This is a genomic window from Aliivibrio fischeri (assembly GCF_009727955.1).
Classification (GTDB): Bacteria; Pseudomonadota; Gammaproteobacteria; order Enterobacterales; family Vibrionaceae; genus Aliivibrio; species Aliivibrio fischeri_A.
In genome coordinates, this window is record NZ_WOBR01000004.1 from 324531 (window position 1) to 345225 (window position 20695).

Sequence of the window (20695 nt, forward strand, 5' to 3'; positions counted from 1 at the left end):
TTAAAATGAATATGCGTTGTAGTGAGTGTTAAAGCACAGCTGGAGCGAGTAAGAAGCCAAAACCAATGGCAACAATGACGCCAGTTAGACCTGGTAGCATAAATGGATGATCAAAGATGTTTTTACCCATTCGTGTTGAGCCTGTTGAATCAAATTCAATAGCAGCAAGAGAAGTTGGATAGGTAGGTAGAACAAAAACGCCTGTTACTGCAACAAATGAAGCTAAGATTGCCCAGTGTGGAACGTTTAAACTCAGCGCTAAAGGAACGATTAATGGGGTAGTTGCACCTTGTGACATTAATAATGTGCAGGTTCCAAAAAGCACAAGTGATAGCAACATTGGATAAGAGTTAAGTAGAGAGCCTGCAAATTCTTTAATCTCAGGAAGGTGAGCATTAACAACGGTTGAGCCCATTGTTACAATACCTAAAATAACCGCCACAGAACTCATGCCAGATCGGAATGTAGTGGTTTTAATAATACGATCTGGGTGAATGTTACACATAGGAACCATTAAACATGCTGCGGCAAACATACTGACAATAATGATGTCCCGTGTCGTCATGATATCGCCACTTGGAAAAGCCGGTCGTAGCGATGGAATAGCGGCATAAAGAACAATGGCACAAGTTGCTAGTCCAAAAAGAAAAACAGAATATTTAGCTTTAGGATCAATTTCTTTGGCTATTGATGTAACTTGTTGTTTATCTTCTTTTTGAATTTGCTGATAAACCTCATCATCTTTTAATTCACATCCTTGGCGAGAGGCAACAAACGCCGCAACCATCGCTGCAATAAAAGAGGCCGGTAGACAAATCGCCATGATTTGTAAGAAGCTGACTCCTGCTGGCTCCATTATTGAAATCATAGCCGCCATAGCCGCAGAGATAGGAGATCCTGAGATAGCAACTTGAGAAGCAACAACGGCGGCAGATAAAGGTCTTGATGGTCTTTCACCAATCTCTTTTGCTACTTCAGAAATAACAGGAAGAGTTGAAAAAACCGTATACCCTGTGCCCGCCATAATTGTCATACACCAAGTTATGATTGGAGCTAATACATTTATGTATTTGGGATGTCGACGCATTAAGTTACCGGCATGATGCACAAGCCATTCCATGCCACCAGCAGCTTGCATGGTTGATGCTGCCGTAACTACAGACATAATAATTAAAATGACATCAATTGCGGGTGCGCTAGGTTCAAGACCTAACCCAAGGGTTAACACCGCAAGTCCAAAACCGCCGGCAAGTCCAACGCCTAAGCCACCCATTTTTAGGCCCCAATATATACAAATTAATACCACCGATATTTCGATTATTACCGACATAAAACATCCTATTTTATTTTTAACTGTTTGATTTTTTTTAATTCATCTTGCGATGGATAAGCTAAATAAATCATGTCAGCCAGGATGAGTTTTGTTAAATGCTAAGAATTGTTTCATCATGCCAAATCGGCATAGTTAAATGATAAAAGAGTTGAACTTGATCTCGGTAAACTACTTTTTTGATGTTTTTTTAAACATAAAAGGTAGATAACTTAAAAATTAAAGCGAATATTTAGAGTTTATCGACATAAAAAATTTTTAATAACGGTGATAATGCAGTTTCGGAATAGTGATAACTATCTCAAATAGGATGCCTGGGTGAGGTTGAAATGAATGTAGAAAGTAAATGGTTAGAAGATTTTTTAGTGCTAGCAAAAGTGAAAAACTTCTCACAAGCGGCTGAATTAAGAAATGTCACTCAACCTGCATTCAGTCGAAGAATTCGTCTATTAGAAGATACAGTTGGTGCTGAACTAGTTGATAGAAAGAGCAAACCAATAGAGCTAACACCAAGTGGAAAATTATTCCGAATAACTGCAAGAACCTTGGTTAATCAGATTGAGGCAGGGATAAGTCAAATATCAGATTTATCTCAATTAGGTGGCAATGTTGTTCAAGTTGCAGCGGCACACTCGCTAGCAACTAGTTTAATACCTAAGATACAGCAAGCGTTTAATGAGGGTGACTATAAACCGATTTTAAGTGTTGAAGCTATTGATGTAGACGAAGCAACAAAAGAGTTAAGAGAGGGGGCATGTGACATATTATTAGCGTTTGATGACGATATTTTACGTTTGCCACCTTATCAGTCTCAGCTTATTGCTAAAACAGAGCTGTTACCTGTGAGTGCATGTGATGAAATGGGGAAACCTATTTATGATTTTATACCTCAAGAGGCAGTTCCTTGGTTAACTTATAGTTCAACATCTTACATGGGAAGGCAGGTCGAGATCGTAAGGGATCAAGTGAACTTAATGCCTATTTTTTCTTCATCTATGACTGATATGCTGAAGGTGTTGGTACTAAATAAGCAAGGTATCGCTTGGCTGCCTGCTTACAGTATTCAAGAAGAGTTAGCACAGAAAAAAGTCGCAATAATTGGCGAGCAATCACTGCGACTTCCCATTGAATACTATGCATATCGCTATCAAGCAAGATTACATCCTGCTGGCGAGAAGGTATGGAGTATCTTATGTAATTTAAATGCTTAATTTACGGTATTACTTACTGGATGATTATTTTCAAAATTAATATTTGGTACGCAAAATATGAGTAATGAAGCTAAGACAGTTGAAGCCATTAAATCTGTTGGCCAATGCATTCCAAGCCAAATACGACTGAACCCTACACCAACACCCCATGTAAGTAATACACCAGCTGTGATGTAATGATTATTCCTCAGTAAAAAACCACCCCAAAACAAAATACAGATAGCAACGAAGATCGTATGACCAGATGGAAACGCATAGTTTGTTTCGCCGTGCCATTGTTCAATTCTAGCTGGGCTTACCTTTGAAGCGATACGTTCAATCAATTCATCTTTAAGTGTTGGCTCTAATTGATAAAAACTGGCTGCATTATCGACTAATCCGACTTCTGCTAATGCATAGCTATATGGACGGGGTACTTCCGTTGCCGATTTTAATCCTGTTTTAAGGGCAAAACTCAAAATAAGCAATAAAGCAAATTGTACATAAAGAGAGGCAAGTCTTTTTATAGGGAAACGTTTAAAAATAGGAATAAGACAAAGCAACGAGGTTGTGACAAGAAAAAATGGATTTCCTGCAGAGTTACTTAAAAAATTGAGTAGTGCATTTACATTTGTTGATAATGGTTCAAATAAGTCAGGTTTTGGTGTTAATAATAAAACGCAAATCATCATTAATGAAAAGAAACCTAGAGCAATGAGTTCGTAAATTCTGGTTTTAGGCGAAAATGAAAAAGTCATAATGAAATCATAGAGTAAATGAGTGGGAGTAGTGTAACTTCCTGAGGCCTAGGCAAGTCAAGCTAAAGTAATAAAAAGGTGGTTTAATAGAGTATTCGCTCTATTTGATAACAAAGTCAGTGATTTATCTCTCTTTTATTAGTTACATAAATTCTCAAATTTATTAACCATTGTCAGAGCTCCTTTAAATAACCGTCAAAAAAACACTGGTCAGATTTCTGACGCTATACATGCTGTTACACTTTTTTTCCTAAAAAATAACACAGCAAATCTCAGACATTTTCTTTTAAATAAAGTTCGGTTTGATTTGTTCAAAGTGGATATAACATAATCATGAATACAACATTTTCGCGTACGCTGCTTGCAACAAGTACTTTATTTATTAGTTCCGCAACGATGGCTGCAGGATTTCAAGTTAATGAACACTCAGCTACTGGATTAGGTCGAGCGTTTGCTGGTGAAGCCGTTATTGCAGATAACGCATCAGTGTTAAGCCGAAATGCGGCAGCAATGATGATGTTTGATAAAGATGCAATCTCTGTAGGTATGACAGTTGTAAAGCCTGATGTTACCGTTAGAAATGGTACTTATAACCGCCCAAATGGGACACTTAATGTTAAGTATAACCCTTTGACAGGTAATAAATCTTTTGATTCAGCAGGTGTTGGTTATGATTCTATTGATGTCGCAGATGTTGATGGTATTGCGCCAACAGCTGTGGTTCCAAATTTTTATTATATTCACCCAATCAACGAGAAGTTTGCTGTTGGTGTTGCTGCGTATTCTAATTTTGGTACAGGAACAGAGTTTGAATCAGATTATCAAGCTCCAATTTTTGGTGGAACAACCAAAGTTCAGAGTATGAATTTAGGATTAAGCTTAGCTTATCGAGTAAATGAGCACCTTAGTTTTGGTGGTGGTATTGATGTTATTTATGGTATGGGGGATTTATATCGAGATGCAGATGGTGATGTAACGGTTAATGTTGATATTTCAGGTATACCTGATTCAAAAGATCCATCACTTACCATAAATGGGAAAACAACCGCTGTTGATATTCAAGCTACGGGTGTTGGCCTTGGCGCTAATATTGGTATGGTATACGAAGTTAATGAAGGTAACCGTTTTGGTTTAAGCTATAAATATAGCCCAGAGATAGAGGCTGAAGGCGATGTATCTTTTATGAAGCAAAGTTATGATGCTGTATATTTACCGTTACCGGATATCGCTGAGTTTTCAGGCTTTCATATGATTACGGATAAAACGGCAATTCACTACAGCATTCAATGGGTAGGTTGGTCTGCATTCGATACTATTGAAACAGAAAGTGCAACCGTCAAAGAATATAACTGGAAAGACTCTTACCACTATTCTATCGGCGCTACTCATTACCTAAATAACAAATGGATTTTACGTACGGGTTATATGTACGATCAATCACCTGTTAATGAGCTAACATCTATTTCGATTCCTGATTCAGATCGTCAATGGTTCTCTGCAGGCTTTACATATAATTGGAGCTCAAATACAGCCATTGATTTTGGTTTCACTTATTTAATTGGCAAAGATGTTGAAGTTCATGAATTTGTAGAAGAATCACTTCCAGCGCCTGCAGTTACAGCAACTACACACGCGGATGCTATTTTAGCCGCTATTCAATTGAGTCATAGTTTCTAAAATAACTCATAAAATTGCTATGCACCTCAATGATTCAAGGCTCTGATTATTCAGAGTCTTTTTTTTGTTTAGTAAACATGCTCTAATTAAGCCTCATTTCTTATTTGGTATTTACATGGCTCCAGTTATCCGTCGAGCAAAAGAGACTGATCTCTATTGTTTAAATTCACTGATGTATAAATTGCACGATGAACACCACCAACAATGTCCAGATTTATTCAAAACTGCTTCTGAAATTGAAGAAGAGAAAAGTATCGCTCGATATTTAGATGATCCTGAATGTATGGTGTATGTGGCGGAAATGAATGACGTTATTATTGGGTTTATTACTGGTCATTTTTGCGAATTAATTTCAACGGTGAGTAAACCAGTAATGATGGCAACAATAGATGAATTATATATTGAAAAAGAATATCGACGCGAAGGTGTCGCTGAGCAATTAATGATGCGAATAGAACAAGAATTAAAAGATTATGGCGTAAAAGAGATTTTTGTAGAAGTGTGGGATTTTAATAAAGGGGCATTGGAATTCTATAATAAACAAGGATTGCATGATCATATTCATTATTTACGCAAGCCATTGAATAGGTAATTTAAGAATGAAAATGCCACTATTTAACATATTTGTATTTATTTTATCTCTATTTTCAATGCATAGCGCATCAGCGAATATTGTACAGCCTAAGGGCGCTGTGTGCGTTATTGGTGATGGTAGCCATATTGTTTTAGTTGAAGAATTAATCACGGGTAAATTATCACTGCCAGGTGGAACCATTGATAAAGATCGAGGTGAAACACCTCAAGAGGCAGCGGAAAGAGAAGTATGGGAAGAAACGGGATTAGTTGTTACTGCTAAGGAACTACTTGTTGAAGATGATACAGCGGCTATATTTCGTTGTGTAAGTGAATCGGATATTGTTGCGTTTGATTTAGAAACCATTAATGGTTTGTTTCGTATTCCTTCATGGTTTGCTCCTCATTATGGCATAGAAACCGAGGCGGTTTATTTAAGTGAAGTGTATAAGATCCCTGAAAATAAATATCGTTATCCGGGACAATTATCGTTATTACAACAATGGTCTTTAGATACAACAAGCGCAGAAAATAAAATATTGTGGGTAACTAATCTTGTAGATCAAGCTCCTAAAGTTCATCAGTTTGAATTAGAGTTACTTTCGTCACTTCGTGCGAAAATAGATCAATTACCTCAAGTTGTTACATTAAGTGTTAAAACTATTTTTACTTTAATTAACGAAACCGGTAAAGAAGGCTTCTTTTACTTTTTCGTTATTATTGCTTTGGTTTATTTTGGTCGAAATTCGGCTTTAACCTTATTGTTTGGAATGATTTTATCGATAGTTTTGACAGGGTTGGCAAAGCAAGGTTTAGGTTTACCTCGTCCTTTTGTATATATACCACAATTGCAATTAACAGAAGCCGTTGGTTTTGGTATGCCAAGCATGCACAGTATGTTATCTGTTGTAATCTACGGAACCTTTTATTTAATTTTAAAAAGATTATCTTTACCAGAAAAAACCTTAAAACGTTATGCCTGCATTTTTATTATTCTTGTTATAGGGCAATCAATTGCTCGAGTTTGGCTCGGTGTTCATTTTGTATCTGATGCGATTGTTGGTTTGTGTTTGGGAGGAATGGTTTTCTATCATTTTTCAAATATGCAGAAAAAACATGGTGATTTATTATACAAAGTGATTGGGGGTTTACATTTTTGGTTACTGCTAAGTGTGGTTATTAGTGGTATCGCGTTTGTTATGGCGTATGTTAACTACCTATATGCAGCTGCAATATGCTGGGGTGTCGTTGCTGCAATTATGTGCTCTAAGCCTAAAGTTATTACGGATGAAAAAGTAAAATTAATCGCTCTTATAACGATTGTATCAAGTGTAATGCTTGCTAGATATGGTGTGAGTTATTTACTAACGCAAGTTGAAGCGAGTAGCATAAATGTATTGGTAATCAGAACTATCGGTAATTTCACTGTTATTTGTGGGCTTTTCGTTTATGCCGCATGGCTACCTAAGGTAATAGAAAATAAGATCGTTAAACGATAATTAAAAGGCCACACCAGTGAATCACTGATGTGGCTTTGTTTGTCTGCTTATCTTATGGTTATAAATTAGCTGTTATGCTGTTCTAACCATTCAAGTGCTTCATTTTGAACTTTAATGCGTTTATTTTTACTTAGCTTTTTCCCGGTATAGTCACGGTACTTATCTGCATCTGGGAAGTTTTTTTCAGCAGCAAGGTTAAACCAAAAATACGCTTTGCTCATGTCTTGTTTAATTTCTTTATTGTTCGTGTATAAGAAACCAAGATTTCGCATCGCTGTTGCATTACCTAATTCAGCAGCTTGAATATATAGTAACTCTGCTTGGTGAGTATTTTGAACAAGCCCTTTCCCATGAAGATATAAGTCTGCAAGGTTATTCATTGCATTACTGTTGTTTTCTTCAATTGCTTTGTTATACCAATCAATCGATGTTGAATACTTTTCTTCAGATTCGTAGATCTTTCCAAGGTTATAGTAAGCCATAGAGCTTTGGTTTGCTGCGGCTTTCAAAAAATACTGGGTAGCAAGCTGTGTGTTTGCTTCAGTACCGATCCCTTTCGCATAAATAGTTCCAATTTTGTTTTGGGCTTCAATAGAACCATTATTAGCAGCACTGGTTAGCCAAGTAATTGCTTCTTTATAGTTATCTTGATTTAAGTAAGCCGTGCCTTTTAGATAATCACTATGAGCTTCACTGTTAGCTAGAACAAAAGGTGAGCATAATGAAGCAGATATAACTAACGATTTTAAAAGTATTTTCATTACATAACCAACGAGTTAACAAAATATTATTGTTTGTATGTTAGCAATAAAAGCACAGTACGGCGAGCGATAAGTTAATTAGTCAAGAGAGAAAAGAGAGGTAGCATGGTTCATCATACTACCTTTGATAGAGGAACTATTTGTTTTGAATGGCAATGGCTGGTGGGAATATGTCTGATTTTCTGAATTCTTGCATAACACGTAAGGTGATATCCGTTTCAAACAGCTTTTCAAACTTAATGTCTACCACATAAGCCTTACAAGTTAATTGAATGGCTAAATAATTATCTGTAATGGTTTGCTTTACCAGTACAACTACAGGCTTAGGTAAGTGGATATAACGGCTAGAAGAGGCAGCCTCTTGAATGATGTCTCTTGCGGTATTAATGTCTTGGTCCATACCAATATAAAATGGAATGACAACTTGCATATCTAACGCACCATAGTTACCACTTACGGCAACTTCATTTAAGAATTTGTTGTTAGGGATAGTAATAATGTCATCGTTTAGGGTTTGCATTCGAACAGAACGTAAACCGATAGCGATAATGTCCCCATAATTTCCTTCAAATGTTACACGATCACCTACTTGGAAAGGGCGATCAATCATGACTGTCAATCCAGCGATGAATGATGCCGTTAAGTCTTTTAGAGCGAAGCCAACAGAGACTGCAATTGTACCACCAATCAGTGCTAACACACGCTCATCAACGCGGAAACTCAACATGAAAACAGCCATACCCGTTGACATATAAATGAAGAATTGAAAGAAAGATTGCAGTTTTTGCATCAACATTCGACGCTGAGCAAATTGACTACTTATTCCATCTACAATGGATTGGGTAAAACGTAATAGTAGCCAAGCAACAAAGACAATAACAAATGAGAAAGCAACTCCGCTCCAACGAATTAGACTAGCGAACTGCTGTAAGTTGTCGATGGATTGTGCTTCTTCTGCAAAAGCAAGCGAACCAAATCCGAGCGTTATAAAAAATATAAAAATACGAAGCATATTATTTCACCAATAAATGTTGACGATGAAGAACATTAGTAATGTGACGGAACCAGTGATCGGAGATCCTTGCCTTATCATCACTCCATTCAATGTAGCCACGACTTTGGAAATAACGAAGCGTACTGATAACTTCAGCCATACTTAAGCGGCTACAATCACATACATCAGCAGGAGAGGCGACCTCCAATTGTACAATTGATCTAAGCACTGCCAACATGGGTTTTGGCATGGTTTCTAAATCATCAGAGTGTGGTGCTCTAAATAAGCGAACCAATATCGTATCAGTGTCTTTATCACGGTGAAGTGATAATCTAAAGAAGCGTAGTGCAACAGTAGGATTCCCATCAGAGTAGTCCCAAAGAATACGATAGAATCCATTTCTAGCTCGCTCTTCTTCGGTTAAATTCTCTTCATCCCACTGTCTTGGTAGTACTAAACCATCAAATGAAATTGTTGGTTGGTTTTCAGATAACGTAATTCGAGATTCTAATAATTGGCCAATTTGTTTTTCATCCCATTTAGGCATAAAAGTCACTAAATCAAATAGTAATCGTTCACCGCGAGCACGATCAATAAAGCGCCAACACGATTTTTCAATGGCCAGTACCACTCGGTGACTTTTGCGAGCTCGGCGTAATAAATTAGTCAATTTCATTAAATCGGCTAAACCATTTACTTTAGGTTTTACTAACCGTTGCGCACTATCAAATGCAAGCAGATAACATGTATCGCTATTACGTAGGTATTGAAGAATATCACGCTCACTTGATTCTTCATCTAGCCCTAATTGTTTTGCCAGCTCAGGAAGTAAAGCAGAGTAGCCATCGTATGGGCAATTAATATAAATCGGTGTAGCATTTTTTACTTTATTTAAAATACGATTAAGAAGGGTAGTCGTACCTACACCACGTTCACCAGATAGTACACATACAGCAGGGCTTTCGGTTAATAGATAACGTGAAAGAGCAGACATTTCATCTTTAGCATAATCTTCAATAAGTTCTGAATCCTCAGAACCAGGAGCAATGTAATCAAAAGCAGCCGTACCTTTAACGCGAACAAGATTAGATTGTTCACGTGCTACTTCGGTTTGTTTAGCAACTTCAATTCTAAATAGATAAGCGAGAGCGTGGCTAAAAGCGGCATATTGCGATAATAAAGCAATGATCGAATGTTGAAGTGCACGCCAAGATAACCAAGCAGCACCACAAGCGGTAGCAGCAATTGAGATTAAAAAGGTATTTTTATTTCGTATTGCCCATTGGATTGATATTGGAACAGGTTCGACACGTTCGATTCTTTCGAAAACCGTAGGTTTCCATTTTCTTAATGTATGAATAGTAAGAAGTACAAAAAATAAATAAACCAGAGAATTTATCCACGCATAGATAGTTCCTTGTCCTAATGTGCGTGATGATATTTGCAAAATAACACCAGCAACAATTATCCCCCAAACATAATGACGAATGGTTGAGAGTCGCAAAGCGATAATCTCTTTTTTATTGTGCTTACTATTACGATAAATAAATTCAAGAATAAGGCTGACGGCAATCGAACCACCTAAAATCCACCAAGTGAATATTTCTAAGAATATTAAATGCTGTAAGCTCGGTAATGTAGATACAATTCGTAACGTTACCGTGATTAATAATAACCAAGCAATGGCTTTATGTGCACGAGTTAAATACCAAATTGTTCTGATAAAGAAATTCGGTTTATTTGTAGTATTTTCTAGTTTTGATGTTTTGAAATCATTAATAAGTCGAGTGCTGTTTTTCATCCACCAACTAAAAATAAAGAACACACAGAGAACTTTGAAAATGACACTAATAATAGGGACTGGTGAAATAGTTAAATCTTTTAATAAGCTTTTAAAGCTGCGAATTTGGTAATGGAGGTAGTATTCAATATTAAGTTGGGTAATCGACAATTCAGAATAAAATTGAGTTACGCCATAAGGGCCAAAACCCGTTAATTGCTCTCGTGTTGTGGTATCCGTTAGTTTAAGCAATTGCTCTTTACTTAGATTTAGTGAACTAAGAGATTGGTGAACGTTTTCTACAGCTATCCAGTTTTCATTACTGCTGTCATTTCGATAAGCAGTTAACGCCTCTTTCAGACTCGTAGCATGCTTTTTTTGCTGCAAAATAGTAGTGGAAAGCAGACGTTTTACTTGAGCGTAATCGTTATTGGAAAAAAAATGCTGTTCTGGAAGCGCACGGATATCCGCCTCAATGCTCTTTGCTTGAGCGCTAATCTCTATTGGTTGATCATCTGTTAATCCCCAATTGGCAAAGCTGGGTTGTGAGAATATCAACAAAAAAGTAAATAAAACGTAACGATAGAGTTCTTTCATACTAACCAAATAAATAATAATTTTAATTATACCTTAGCTAACTTATTGAAAAAAACCAGTCACAAAGCTAGGAATATTGAATAAAAAACGAATATGTTTTGTTTATTTAAATTTGTCGCATTTTTTTGTAAAAAGTCGCCTTAATTACCACTTTGTCGACAGGTATTCGTTCTCATTCAGAACAAAAATCATTAGAATAAGGCCTCAAAAAAACGTATTCCTTTTTCGATGATATAGATATGTATTGGTTCTTATTTTTCGGTAGTGTTGTGTGCCTCGTTTTGATGGTTTTGCACTTCCAAACTACAGAAAAGAAAAAAAAGTTAACGATTCGACAAAATCAACAAAGTAGTCATAAATCTCCCGTTGTTCCGTTTGATGACGAAGCGGATAAAAAGGACAAAATTCAACGAGCGAAAAATGGAAATATTACTGCTCAATTAGCTCTAGGTGCTGATCTTGAATTGGTTGACCAAAATGGAGCGATTAAGTGGTACTTAAAAGCAGCAGAACAAAATAGCCAACAAGCATTTTATGCTCTAGTGCGTTTATATGATGATAATTATGATGATCCTGAAGCAACAGAAAAATCTGATTATTGGGCAGCTAGACTCGGTGATAGTCAGGGTGATATCAGTGCATCTTTAACTTTAGGTAAGTTGTACCTCACAGGCTCTGGGTGTGAGAAAGATATAGATCTTGGGACGAAAACAATTACAAAGTTGGCACTGCAAAATCATTTAGAGTCTCAGCTGTTTTTGGCGCAATGGTATCAAAAGCAACAAGATGGACATCCTGAAGGGTTTTATTGGATGTTAAAAGCGGCTTATCAAGACGATCCTAAGGCAATGACAACAGTAAGCTCTTGTTATTACCATGGAATAGGGACGCAGAAAAACGTTTATAAGGCAATTTATTGGGCAGAACGTGGTGGTGAGCTTAAAGCGCCTGAATCACAATACAGAGCAGCTCAATATAACCAAAAGGTATCTTCATCGCATAACGCAGTTGCTTATATTTGGGCTTATTTAGCGGTAGCGAACCATAATGAAGATGCACATGATTTAAAGAATGAACTAGAAGCAATACTGCCTTTAGAGAACTTATTAAGCATTCAAAATGTAGCGAGAAAACTACATGGTTTGATGGAAGAAAAACCAGTAAAGAAACATTCAGTGATTAAGTTACTAAATAAATTCTACGTGAGAGAAAACTATTTCCCACCAGAAGATATTGATGATGAATGTGCGATGTATGTGAATTAATACCTAGTTACTGTGATTGATACAATAATAGAAACTATAGATACAAAAATGCCAGTCAATTGACTGGCATTTTTTTTATTCGATATTATCGATTAATCATCACGCATGATACCAAGAATGCTTAGTAGGCTGATGAAGATATTGTAGATAGAAACATACAACGTAATCGTTGCTGAGATGTAGTTTGTTTCACCACCACGAATGATTGATTGTGTTGTTAGCAAGATTGCACCCGTTGAGAACAGGATAAACATACCGCTCATAGCTAGGTGTAATAAAGGCATTTGTAGGAAGATGTTCGCTACCATACCAATTAATAGAACAACAAAACCAGCCAATAACACACCGTTAAGGAACGATAGGTCACGCTTAGTTGTTAGTGCATAAGCTGATGCTGCCATGAAAGAAAGCGCAGTACCACCAAGTGCAGTTAAGATCACATCACCCATACCTGCACCAATGTACATGTTAAGGATTGGACCAATGGTGTAGCCTAAGAAGCCTGTAAATAAGAATGTAAAAACAAGACCCATGTTGTTGTTACGGTTCTTTTCCGTTAAGAAAAGTAAGCCGTAGAAGCCAACAAGCATGATGATAATACCCGGGCGAGGTAGGTTCATTGCCATTGAAACACCAGCAACTACCGCAGACCAAAGTAGTGTCATTGATAATAAGAAATAAGTATTACGTAATACTTTGTTAGTTTGTAGAGCCGACTCTTGTGTATGAGTTTGGCTGAACATTTGATTATTCATCGTATTCCCCTTGGAATGTACTGACATAATTATATAGACAGTTATGGCGCTTATAGTTCCAAAAATCAAGATAGAATTGACTTTCGGTTTGAATTAATTGAGCTGGAAACCATTTTACATCAGTACATTAACTTAGCAGATGTAGTTTGTAAGCATCTGTAACAAAAAGCAGTAATCAAACGATCACTGCTTTAACTTGAGGGTTTAGCGTTTGAAAGTTAATGATGCAAGATCTGACTTAAGAACAATTGAGTTCGATCCGATTGTGGGTTTTCAAAGAAATCGACAGGGTTGTTCTCTTCTATGATCTCACCTGCATCCATAAATATCACTCTATCTGCCACTTCTTTAGCAAAGCCCATCTCGTGTGTAACACACAGCATTGTCATCCCTTCACTTGCCAGCTCAACCATTACATCCAATACTTCTCGAACCATTTCAGGGTCAAGTGCTGATGTTGGTTCATCGAACAGCATCACTTGTGGATTCATGCATAACGACCGGGCGATAGCTACACGTTGTTGTTGTCCTCCAGAAAGTTGTCCTGGATATTTATCTGCTTGATCAGGGATCTTTACACGTTCAAGATATTGCATTGCTAAAGCTTCAGCCTCTGCTTTAGGCATTTTCTTCACCCAAATAGGAGCGAGAGTACAGTTTTCTAGCACCGTTAGATGAGGGAAGAGATTAAAGTGCTGAAAACACATTCCAACTTCTTTTCTTACCGCTTCGATGTTTTTTAGATCTTCTGTCAATTCTGTACCAGAAACAAAGATGTGTCCTCTTTGATGCTCTTCTAGTCGGTTAATACAGCGGATCATCGTTGATTTTCCCGAACCAGAAGGCCCACAAATAACGATCTTTTCGCCTTTTTTAACCTTTAAGTTAATGTTTTTTAAAACATGAAATTGACCATACCATTTGTTCATGTCTTCTAGTTGGATCATATAATCTTGTTGATTTTCCATAATGGTTACTTCCTTGAATTCTGTTAATTATCGCTTATGACCTGTATGAAGTTTATTTTCTAAATAGATGGAGTATCTCGACATAGAGAAACAGAACACCCAGAAAACTAAAGCGACGAAGACATAACTTTCTGTTGAAAACCCAAGCCATTCAGGGTCGGTATTTGCGGCTTGACCAATACCTAGCACATCAAACATACCGATAATAAGAACCAGACTGGTGTCTTTAAATAGACCGATAAAGGTATTAACAATAGAAGGGATCGTAATTTTCAAAGCTTGCGGCAAAATGATTAAACGCATCTTTTTCCAATAACCTAAACCAAGTGCGTCAGCAGCCTCGTATTGGCCTTTTGGAATCGCTTGTAAACCCCCTCTGACAACTTCTGCCATGTAAGCGGCACTAAATAGAACAACACCAATTAATGCTCTAAAGAGTTTATCTAGCTCCATTCCCTCTGATAAAAATAGCGGAAGCATCACCGAAGCCATGAAAAGCACGGTAATGAGTGGGACACCACGCCAGATTTCGATATACACCGTACACATACTTCGAATGATCGGCATTTCTGAACGTCTGCCAAGTGCCAGTGCAACACCAATAGGAAGAGAAACGACAATGCCCACAATGGCAATCACGAGAGTTATTAGCAATCCGCCCCATAAGTGAGTATCTACAACCGGTAAGCCAAAAACACCGCCATAAAGAAGAAAGGCTGCGAAGATAGGAAAAATATTTACAAAAACTAACCAAATCGCAAATTTCTTTGGAGTATGTTCATAAGCTAATAACGTGACAAAAATTGCCAATAGCCCATAAAACAGCTGAGGACGCCACAACTCCTCACTAGGATAAAAACCATACATAAATTGGTCCCAGCGAACGTTTATCATCACCCAGCAAGCGCCCTCACTAGAGCAGGCATCACGGGTTGTTCCTATCCAATCTGCGTTAATTAAGCCCCAAGAAACCACATTCCATAGTCCAACGATTGCAAGATAAGCAATAATAAGAGTCAGAATGGAGTTAATTGGTCCATTAAATAAATGTTTTTTAAGCCAAGTTACCGCACCAACAGTATTCGCTGGTGGTGGTAAATCTGGCTGAAATTGATGTGTACTCATAATTACCTCTCAACCAATGCCACTTTGCTGTTGTAAATATTCATCAAAAATGAGGTTAATAGGCTTAGTGTTAGATACACCGCCATGGTCATTGTGATGATCTCAATGGCTTGCCCTGTTTGGTTTAATGTCGTTCCTGCAAAAACAGAAACCAGATCAGGATAACCAATTGCCATTGCAAGGGAGGAGTTTTTAGTTAAATTTAAATATTGGCTAGTTAGAGGTGGAATGATGATTCGCATCGCTTGCGGAATAACGACCAATTTAAGAGTACGTTTTCTTGGTAAACCAAGTGCCATTGCGGCTTCTGTTTGACCATGGCTTACTGCATTGATACCCGAACGAACAATCTCAGCAATAAAAGAGGCAGTATATACACTAAGAGCAACGACCAATGCCGCTAATTCCGGAATGATGCTAATACCACCACGGAAGTTGAATCCTTTTAATTCAGGGTATTCAATAGATATTGGCATACCAGAAATAAAATAAGCTAGGGTGGGTAAACCAAGCAGAGCAAGAAGAGAGTAACGTAATACCGGTGTTTGTTGCCCTGTTAGGCGTTGTTTGTTTTTTGCCCATTTTGATAAGAATAAAATAAACACAATCGCAGCAATAACAGCGATACTAATTAAGTTCGATCCTTCTTCAAAAATAGGGCTTGGAAAAAATAAACCACGTACGTTTAAAAAGACACTTTCACCTAAACTCAAACTTTGCCTAGGAGAGGGAAGCGCTTGTAAGACGGCGAAATACCAAAAGAAAATTTGTAATAAAAGAGGGATATTTCGGAAGGTCTCAATATAAACTGCGGCACATCGACTAACTAGCCAGTTACTTGAGAGTCGTGCTATACCAATAGTAAAGCCCAAAACGGTAGCAAATAAGATACCGAGAACAGACACAAGAGCGGTGTTTAATAATCCGACAACAAAAGTGCGACCATAACTGTATGTTTCATCGTACTCCACTAAAGAAAGACCGATACCAAAACCCGCTTCTTGATCTAAAAAACCAAGACCTGTTGCGATACCACGAGATTCTAAATTGGATAATGCATTGTTAACTATGGTGTAAAAGAAAAAGACAAGTGCAGCAACGGCTATCACTTGAAATAAAATCGCACGAAATGTTGGATTATATAAGATGTTTTTATTTTTAGATGACATACAACTACAACCTTAAATCCATTTATCAAAAGGGGTGAAAGTTCACCCCATAAATTGTATTTCTATTTATAATTAGACTATGAGTTGATTAACGAATTGGTGCTGCGTACATAAAGCCACCAGCATTCCAAAGAGCATTGACGCCTCGAGATATTTGTAATGGAGAACCTTCACCTACGGTTCGTTCAAAACTTTCACCATAGTTGCCCACTTGTTTTACAACTTGATATCCCCAATCGTCACGAATTCCCAATCCTTTGCCTTTTGGACCATCAACACCAAGAATACGTTTAATGTTAGGATCTTTTGATTTCAGCATTTGGTCAGCATTTTTAGAACTAATGCCGTACTCCTCTGCATTAATCATAGTATTCAATACCCATTTATTAATATTGAACCATTGATCATCACCTTGGCGAACTACTGGACCTAATGGTTCTTTTGAGATGATTTCTGGTAAAACTTGAGCGGTTTTAGGATCTTTTAAATTAAGGCGTAGGGCATAGAGACCGGATTGGTCTGTAGTAAGGACATCACAACGTCCTGCATCAAACCCTTTAGATGTTTGTGCTGCAGTATCAAATACCACAGGTTTGTATTCCATATTATTATTACGGAAATAGTCAGCAAGGTTTAACTCGGTCGTTGTACCTGATTGAACACAAACCGATGCACCATCAAGTTCTTTTGCACTCGTTAATCCAAGATCTTTCTTAACCATGAAGCCTTGACCATCATAGTAATTTACACCGACAAAATTTAAGCCTAGAGAAGTGTCTCGGTGTAAAGTCCAAGTTGTGTTACGAGAAAGGACATCAATTTCACCCGATTGCAGAGCAGTAAAACGTTCTTTAGCTGTTAAAGGTACGTATTTCACTTTGGATTTATCACCTAATACGGCAGCAGCAACGGCTTGGCAGAATTCAACATCAATACCTTCCCATTCACCTTTTGAGTTAGGGTTTGAAAAACCAGGTAAACCAGTACTCACACCACATTGTAAATATCCATTTTTCTGAACTTTTTCTAATGTTCCATTTGCAGCGAGGGCAGGAGCAGATAGTAATGCTGCAGAAGTAGCAATAGCAGCAAACAGTGTATTTATTTTAAATTTCATCTGTGTTCTTCCTTGTTGTGCGTAATTTAACTGGCTTATCTCAATCTATTGTGTTGAGTTAGCCGTTAGATAGAGCGATTGCTTTATTCTCAAGCAACTGTATTTAAAGATAACTAAAGGTTAATGATTTGTGAAATTTAAGATAATGTAAAAACCAGTGAATCTTATGGCTTATTTGTATGTTAATTGGTCATAAACACTGCTTTTTTGCTTTTAAGTGGTGATATTGATCAGGTCTAATGAGTGCGCTTGTTGTAAAGTTGTTAATTGTTATAAATTTTGAATATGTTAACTAAACAACCTTGGATTACTGAATACATACCTTATTTTTTAAAATCGATGTATATTAAAGCTGTATATTCAAAGAGATATTAAGGAAGCGGATTGTAATGAGATATTTTCCCATGTTTATGGATATTAAAAAGCGACCAGTATTGGTTGTTGGTGGTGGTGAAGTAGCCTGTCGAAAGATAGATATGTTGCTGCAAGCAGAGGCAAGTATTACCGTAGTCGCACCATCAATTAAAGCTTATTTAATGAAGTACGTAGAAGAAGGGAAGCTTGAATATATAAAAGGTTTTTATCATAAAAATCTATTAAGTAATGATTATGTACAAGTATGGGCAACAACAGACAATTCAGATTTAAATCACCAAGTCCATGCTGATGCGCATGACGTTGGCGTTCCGGTGAATGTTGTTGATGATACGGAATATTGTGATTTTATAACGCCATCAATGGTCAATCGAGGTCGTGTTCAGGTCGCTATTTCAAGTGGTGGCGCATCTCCAGTATTAATCCGAATTATTAGAGAGCAGCTTGAAACTCAGTTATCAACAAAAGTTGCCATGTTAGCGGACTTTGGGGCTGATAAGCGAAATCTTATTAAACAGCATTTTAAAACTGTTGATGAAAGAAGAAAATTTTGGGAAACCTTTTTGCGATTGCCTGAAATCGAGAAGATAAATACTCGAAATGAATTAGAAGCATTATTTCAACAAGCATTAACGACTGATGTTCAAATTAAGTCTGAACGGAATTGGATTGAGTATAATTCGGATACTGAAATGTTGACCTTAAAAGCACTGCGATTAATGCAGCAAGCTGAATGGGTTATTGCTTTTGAAAGTTGTCCTGCTGAGTTCATTGAGCTTTGCCGTCGTGATGCTGAGCGTATATATATTCGCTCTGAAAAAGAGATGGCAGATTATTTGGATAAAGCAAATGATGAAAATATTCGAGTGACCATTTTAGTGAAAAAAGGCCAATTATTTAGTGATTCAAATATTCAGCATTATTTAGTGAATGATGTATACGTCCCTACATTATAGGTTTATTAATGCAATATTTAACGATTAAAGACGCAATAGAAGAACAGATTGACACCGGTATGTTTGAAGCTGGGCAAAAGTTACCTTCGGAAAGGACGCTAGCTGAAACATTTGCTACAACACGAATTACATTACGAGAAGCATTAAATCATTTAGCATTATCAGGAAAAATATACAAAGAAGAGCGTAGAGGCTGGTTTGTATCAACGGCTAAGTTAATATTTAACCCTATGCAAGGGATTGATATTGCTGATGTATGTAAGGAACAAAAAAGAAGGTTTCAAATTGAAGAGCTTTATTCTAATCGATTGCTAGCGACAAAAGAAATGCTCACAGTATTGAAGCTGTCTCCGTTTTCTTACGTCAAACAACAAGTTTTCCTTATCCATATTGATGGAAGGAGAGTTGCGGTTCAGTACCGATACATTCCAGAGGAAATGATAGTGTCATCAAGTCACGATAGCGGTGAGCAATCAGATTTACTAGCACAGTTAATGAATCAGTTTGGATATGAATCAATAATACATGATATTGACGTTGGGGTTTTACCTGCATCTCAGCTTGAATCTGATGCATTGAATTTGAGTTCAGGAAGTATGCTGTTATCAATCAATCAAGTTGCCTGTAATAAAAGTAGAATTCCTTTCTTATTACAGACAATCCGTTGTTGCCATGATGCTGTGAAACTGAAAATTAGCCAAATTGTTTAATTTGCTCTATTAGTTCACCTTCAGTAAGAGGCTCTGAATCTAGCTCAAAAAGGGCTTCTGCTCCGCCTTTTAACATATACACTTGGGTACCGCAGTGATCATAGTGGTACCATTTTCCATCAATACACACATCCGTATAGCATTTTGGGTTTCTCAATAATGTCATAATAGCTCCTTGCAACATTTACTTAACAAGTTAAAGGTATCGTGCAATCAGGTGCTTTCTTTTGACTTAAATCAAAATAACATTAATTTTTAACAAGTTTGCTACTAAGGTATTACTTTAAAAGTTTTGGAGCTTGTGCTCCTGCAACAGGACGGTTCACTGAAATAGTTCGACCTTTTTTTAAACCTTTTTCGTAATCAGCCGTGATATTGGCCATGGCCTCTTTTAATTGCTGTTTAAAAGTTTCACGGTCTATATTTTTGAATTCTTTATCAATGTAGTCATTAATCTTGTTTGCTGAATCTTCATCAGGTGCGATCACTGGTAATTTTTCTAATGCACCTTCAATCCAACCTGCTAAAAATGAATTTACACGTTTCGTTACTTCTAACTGTCCTGTGCCCGTTCCTGCAAAGCTGTTTTTAAATTGGCCTGTTTGTTCATTCATTTCACGATAAACAATATCAAAAGCAAAAGCGGCAAATATTGCGCGATCGGCTGAACCAATGAATTCAACTTTCTTTAAGCCTTTATGATTAAGCAATACAGCTTCGACACCGAAACGGGTATTAATACCACGGATGATTTTTAAGATGTTGCTACCTACATTGGCAGGCAGTAGATGGACACTTTGCGTTTTTCCCATCTTGATAAATTCAATGTCATCTTTTTCAAGGCCATATTTAAGCATAAGGCGATGAGCCATTTTTATGGCTTGAGCGGCTTCATTCACATTTGCTGAATTACCGAGCTCAAGACATTTAGCTATCTTTTTTAGGGCCTTTTGCTTCGCTGATGACATGACTTTACCTTTCTTTTTTTCGGGGGCGATATTCTACCTTTCTCTTTCATATTTTGAAAGAAATACAGTGCAACGATAAAGTCGAAAAGTGCAAAAGGTTTTGGTTGATAGAATGGTGAAAAATGAAA

At 37.1% G+C, this 20695-nt stretch carries 19 protein-coding genes; 7 read left to right on the plus strand and 12 right to left on the minus strand.

The features are described 5' to 3' along the window. Positions 1-28 precede the first annotated feature (28 nt). On the minus strand, positions 29-1330 hold the full coding sequence (locus GNP81_RS04985; protein WP_155674561.1) for an anaerobic C4-dicarboxylate transporter: 1302 nt from the start codon (positions 1328-1330) through the stop codon (positions 29-31). A 329-nt stretch (positions 1331-1659) separates the two neighbouring features. Here GNP81_RS04985 and GNP81_RS04990 point away from each other — a divergent pair, with 329 nt between their 5' ends. Then, complete coding sequence (locus GNP81_RS04990; protein ID WP_155674560.1) at positions 1660-2541, plus strand: LysR substrate-binding domain-containing protein; 882 nt, start codon at positions 1660-1662, stop codon at positions 2539-2541. Here GNP81_RS04990 and GNP81_RS04995 read toward each other — a convergent pair. Continuing rightward, positions 2538-3212 (minus strand): phosphatase PAP2 family protein, encoded by a 675-nt coding sequence (locus GNP81_RS04995; protein ID WP_155674657.1) that lies wholly within the window; start codon positions 3210-3212, stop codon positions 2538-2540. The two genes, GNP81_RS04990 and GNP81_RS04995, sit on opposite strands and share 4 nt — an antisense overlap. Before the next feature lie 399 nt (positions 3213-3611). On the opposite strand from GNP81_RS04995, the gene GNP81_RS05000 reads away from it, so the two are divergent. From GNP81_RS05000 to GNP81_RS05010, 3 genes are all read left to right on the plus strand, one after another. Beyond that, positions 3612-4955 carry an outer membrane protein transport protein gene (locus GNP81_RS05000; RefSeq protein ID WP_155674559.1) on the plus strand — a complete coding sequence of 448 codons (1344 nt, stop codon included), beginning with the start codon at positions 3612-3614 and terminating at the stop codon, positions 4953-4955. Positions 4956-5070: 115 nt separating this feature from the next. Beyond that, positions 5071-5547, plus strand: a complete 477-nt coding sequence (locus GNP81_RS05005; protein WP_155674656.1) for a GNAT family N-acetyltransferase — start codon at positions 5071-5073, stop codon at positions 5545-5547. Positions 5548-5554: 7 nt separating this feature from the next. Then, positions 5555-7027, plus strand: coding sequence for a bifunctional NUDIX hydrolase/phosphatase PAP2 family protein (locus GNP81_RS05010; RefSeq protein WP_155674558.1), 1473 nt, complete (start codon positions 5555-5557; stop codon positions 7025-7027). A gap of 65 nt (positions 7028-7092) precedes the next feature. On the opposite strand, the gene GNP81_RS05015 is transcribed toward GNP81_RS05010, so the two are convergent. From GNP81_RS05015 to GNP81_RS05025, 3 genes are all read right to left on the minus strand, one after another. Continuing rightward, a complete protein-coding gene (locus tag GNP81_RS05015) occupies positions 7093-7788 on the minus strand; it encodes a tetratricopeptide repeat protein (protein ID WP_065595330.1) in 696 nt (231 codons plus the stop codon). 136 nt (positions 7789-7924) lie between these two features. After that, a complete protein-coding gene (locus GNP81_RS05020; protein ID WP_155674557.1) occupies positions 7925-8800 on the minus strand; it encodes a mechanosensitive ion channel family protein in 876 nt (291 codons plus the stop codon). Between the two features lies 1 nt (position 8801). After that, positions 8802-11159, minus strand: coding sequence for an ATP-binding protein (locus GNP81_RS05025; protein WP_155674556.1), 2358 nt, complete (start codon positions 11157-11159; stop codon positions 8802-8804). Positions 11160-11398: 239 nt separating this feature from the next. On the opposite strand from GNP81_RS05025, the gene GNP81_RS05030 reads away from it, so the two are divergent. Then, positions 11399-12424 (plus strand): tetratricopeptide repeat protein, encoded by a 1026-nt coding sequence (locus tag GNP81_RS05030; protein ID WP_155674555.1) that lies wholly within the window; start codon positions 11399-11401, stop codon positions 12422-12424. A gap of 92 nt (positions 12425-12516) precedes the next feature. Here GNP81_RS05030 and GNP81_RS05035 read toward each other — a convergent pair whose 3' ends face one another. The 5 genes from GNP81_RS05035 to GNP81_RS05055 form a co-directional block, all read right to left on the minus strand. Beyond that, complete coding sequence (locus tag GNP81_RS05035) at positions 12517-13179, minus strand: Bax inhibitor-1/YccA family protein (protein WP_005419742.1); 663 nt, start codon at positions 13177-13179, stop codon at positions 12517-12519. Between the two features lie 218 nt (positions 13180-13397). Further along, positions 13398-14147, minus strand: coding sequence for an amino acid ABC transporter ATP-binding protein (locus GNP81_RS05040; RefSeq protein WP_011262110.1), 750 nt, complete (start codon positions 14145-14147; stop codon positions 13398-13400). A gap of 27 nt (positions 14148-14174) precedes the next feature. Then, positions 14175-15272 (minus strand): amino acid ABC transporter permease, encoded by a 1098-nt coding sequence (locus GNP81_RS05045; RefSeq protein WP_146865613.1) that lies wholly within the window; start codon positions 15270-15272, stop codon positions 14175-14177. 2 nt (positions 15273-15274) lie between these two features. Continuing rightward, a complete protein-coding gene (locus GNP81_RS05050) occupies positions 15275-16441 on the minus strand; it encodes an amino acid ABC transporter permease (protein WP_146865615.1) in 1167 nt (388 codons plus the stop codon). Positions 16442-16529: 88 nt separating this feature from the next. Then, positions 16530-17558, minus strand: coding sequence for an amino acid ABC transporter substrate-binding protein (locus GNP81_RS05055; protein WP_155674554.1), 1029 nt, complete (start codon positions 17556-17558; stop codon positions 16530-16532). 389 nt (positions 17559-17947) lie between these two features. On the opposite strand from GNP81_RS05055, the gene GNP81_RS05060 reads away from it, so the two are divergent. Together GNP81_RS05060 and GNP81_RS05065 are read left to right on the plus strand one after the other, a co-directional pair. Continuing rightward, positions 17948-18889, plus strand: coding sequence for a precorrin-2 dehydrogenase/sirohydrochlorin ferrochelatase family protein (locus GNP81_RS05060; protein WP_155674553.1), 942 nt, complete (start codon positions 17948-17950; stop codon positions 18887-18889). A gap of 8 nt (positions 18890-18897) precedes the next feature. Beyond that, a complete protein-coding gene (locus GNP81_RS05065) occupies positions 18898-19599 on the plus strand; it encodes a GntR family transcriptional regulator (protein ID WP_155674552.1) in 702 nt (233 codons plus the stop codon). Here the strand turns inward: GNP81_RS05065 and GNP81_RS05070 are convergent. Continuing rightward, complete coding sequence (locus GNP81_RS05070) at positions 19583-19765, minus strand: hypothetical protein (RefSeq protein ID WP_155674551.1); 183 nt, start codon at positions 19763-19765, stop codon at positions 19583-19585. The genes GNP81_RS05065 and GNP81_RS05070 overlap by 17 nt on opposite strands. A 112-nt stretch (positions 19766-19877) precedes the next feature. Next, entirely contained in the window at positions 19878-20567 is a 690-nt protein-coding gene (locus GNP81_RS05075) for a DUF2786 domain-containing protein (protein ID WP_155674550.1), read from the minus strand. Between the last annotated feature and the right edge of the window lie 128 nt (positions 20568-20695).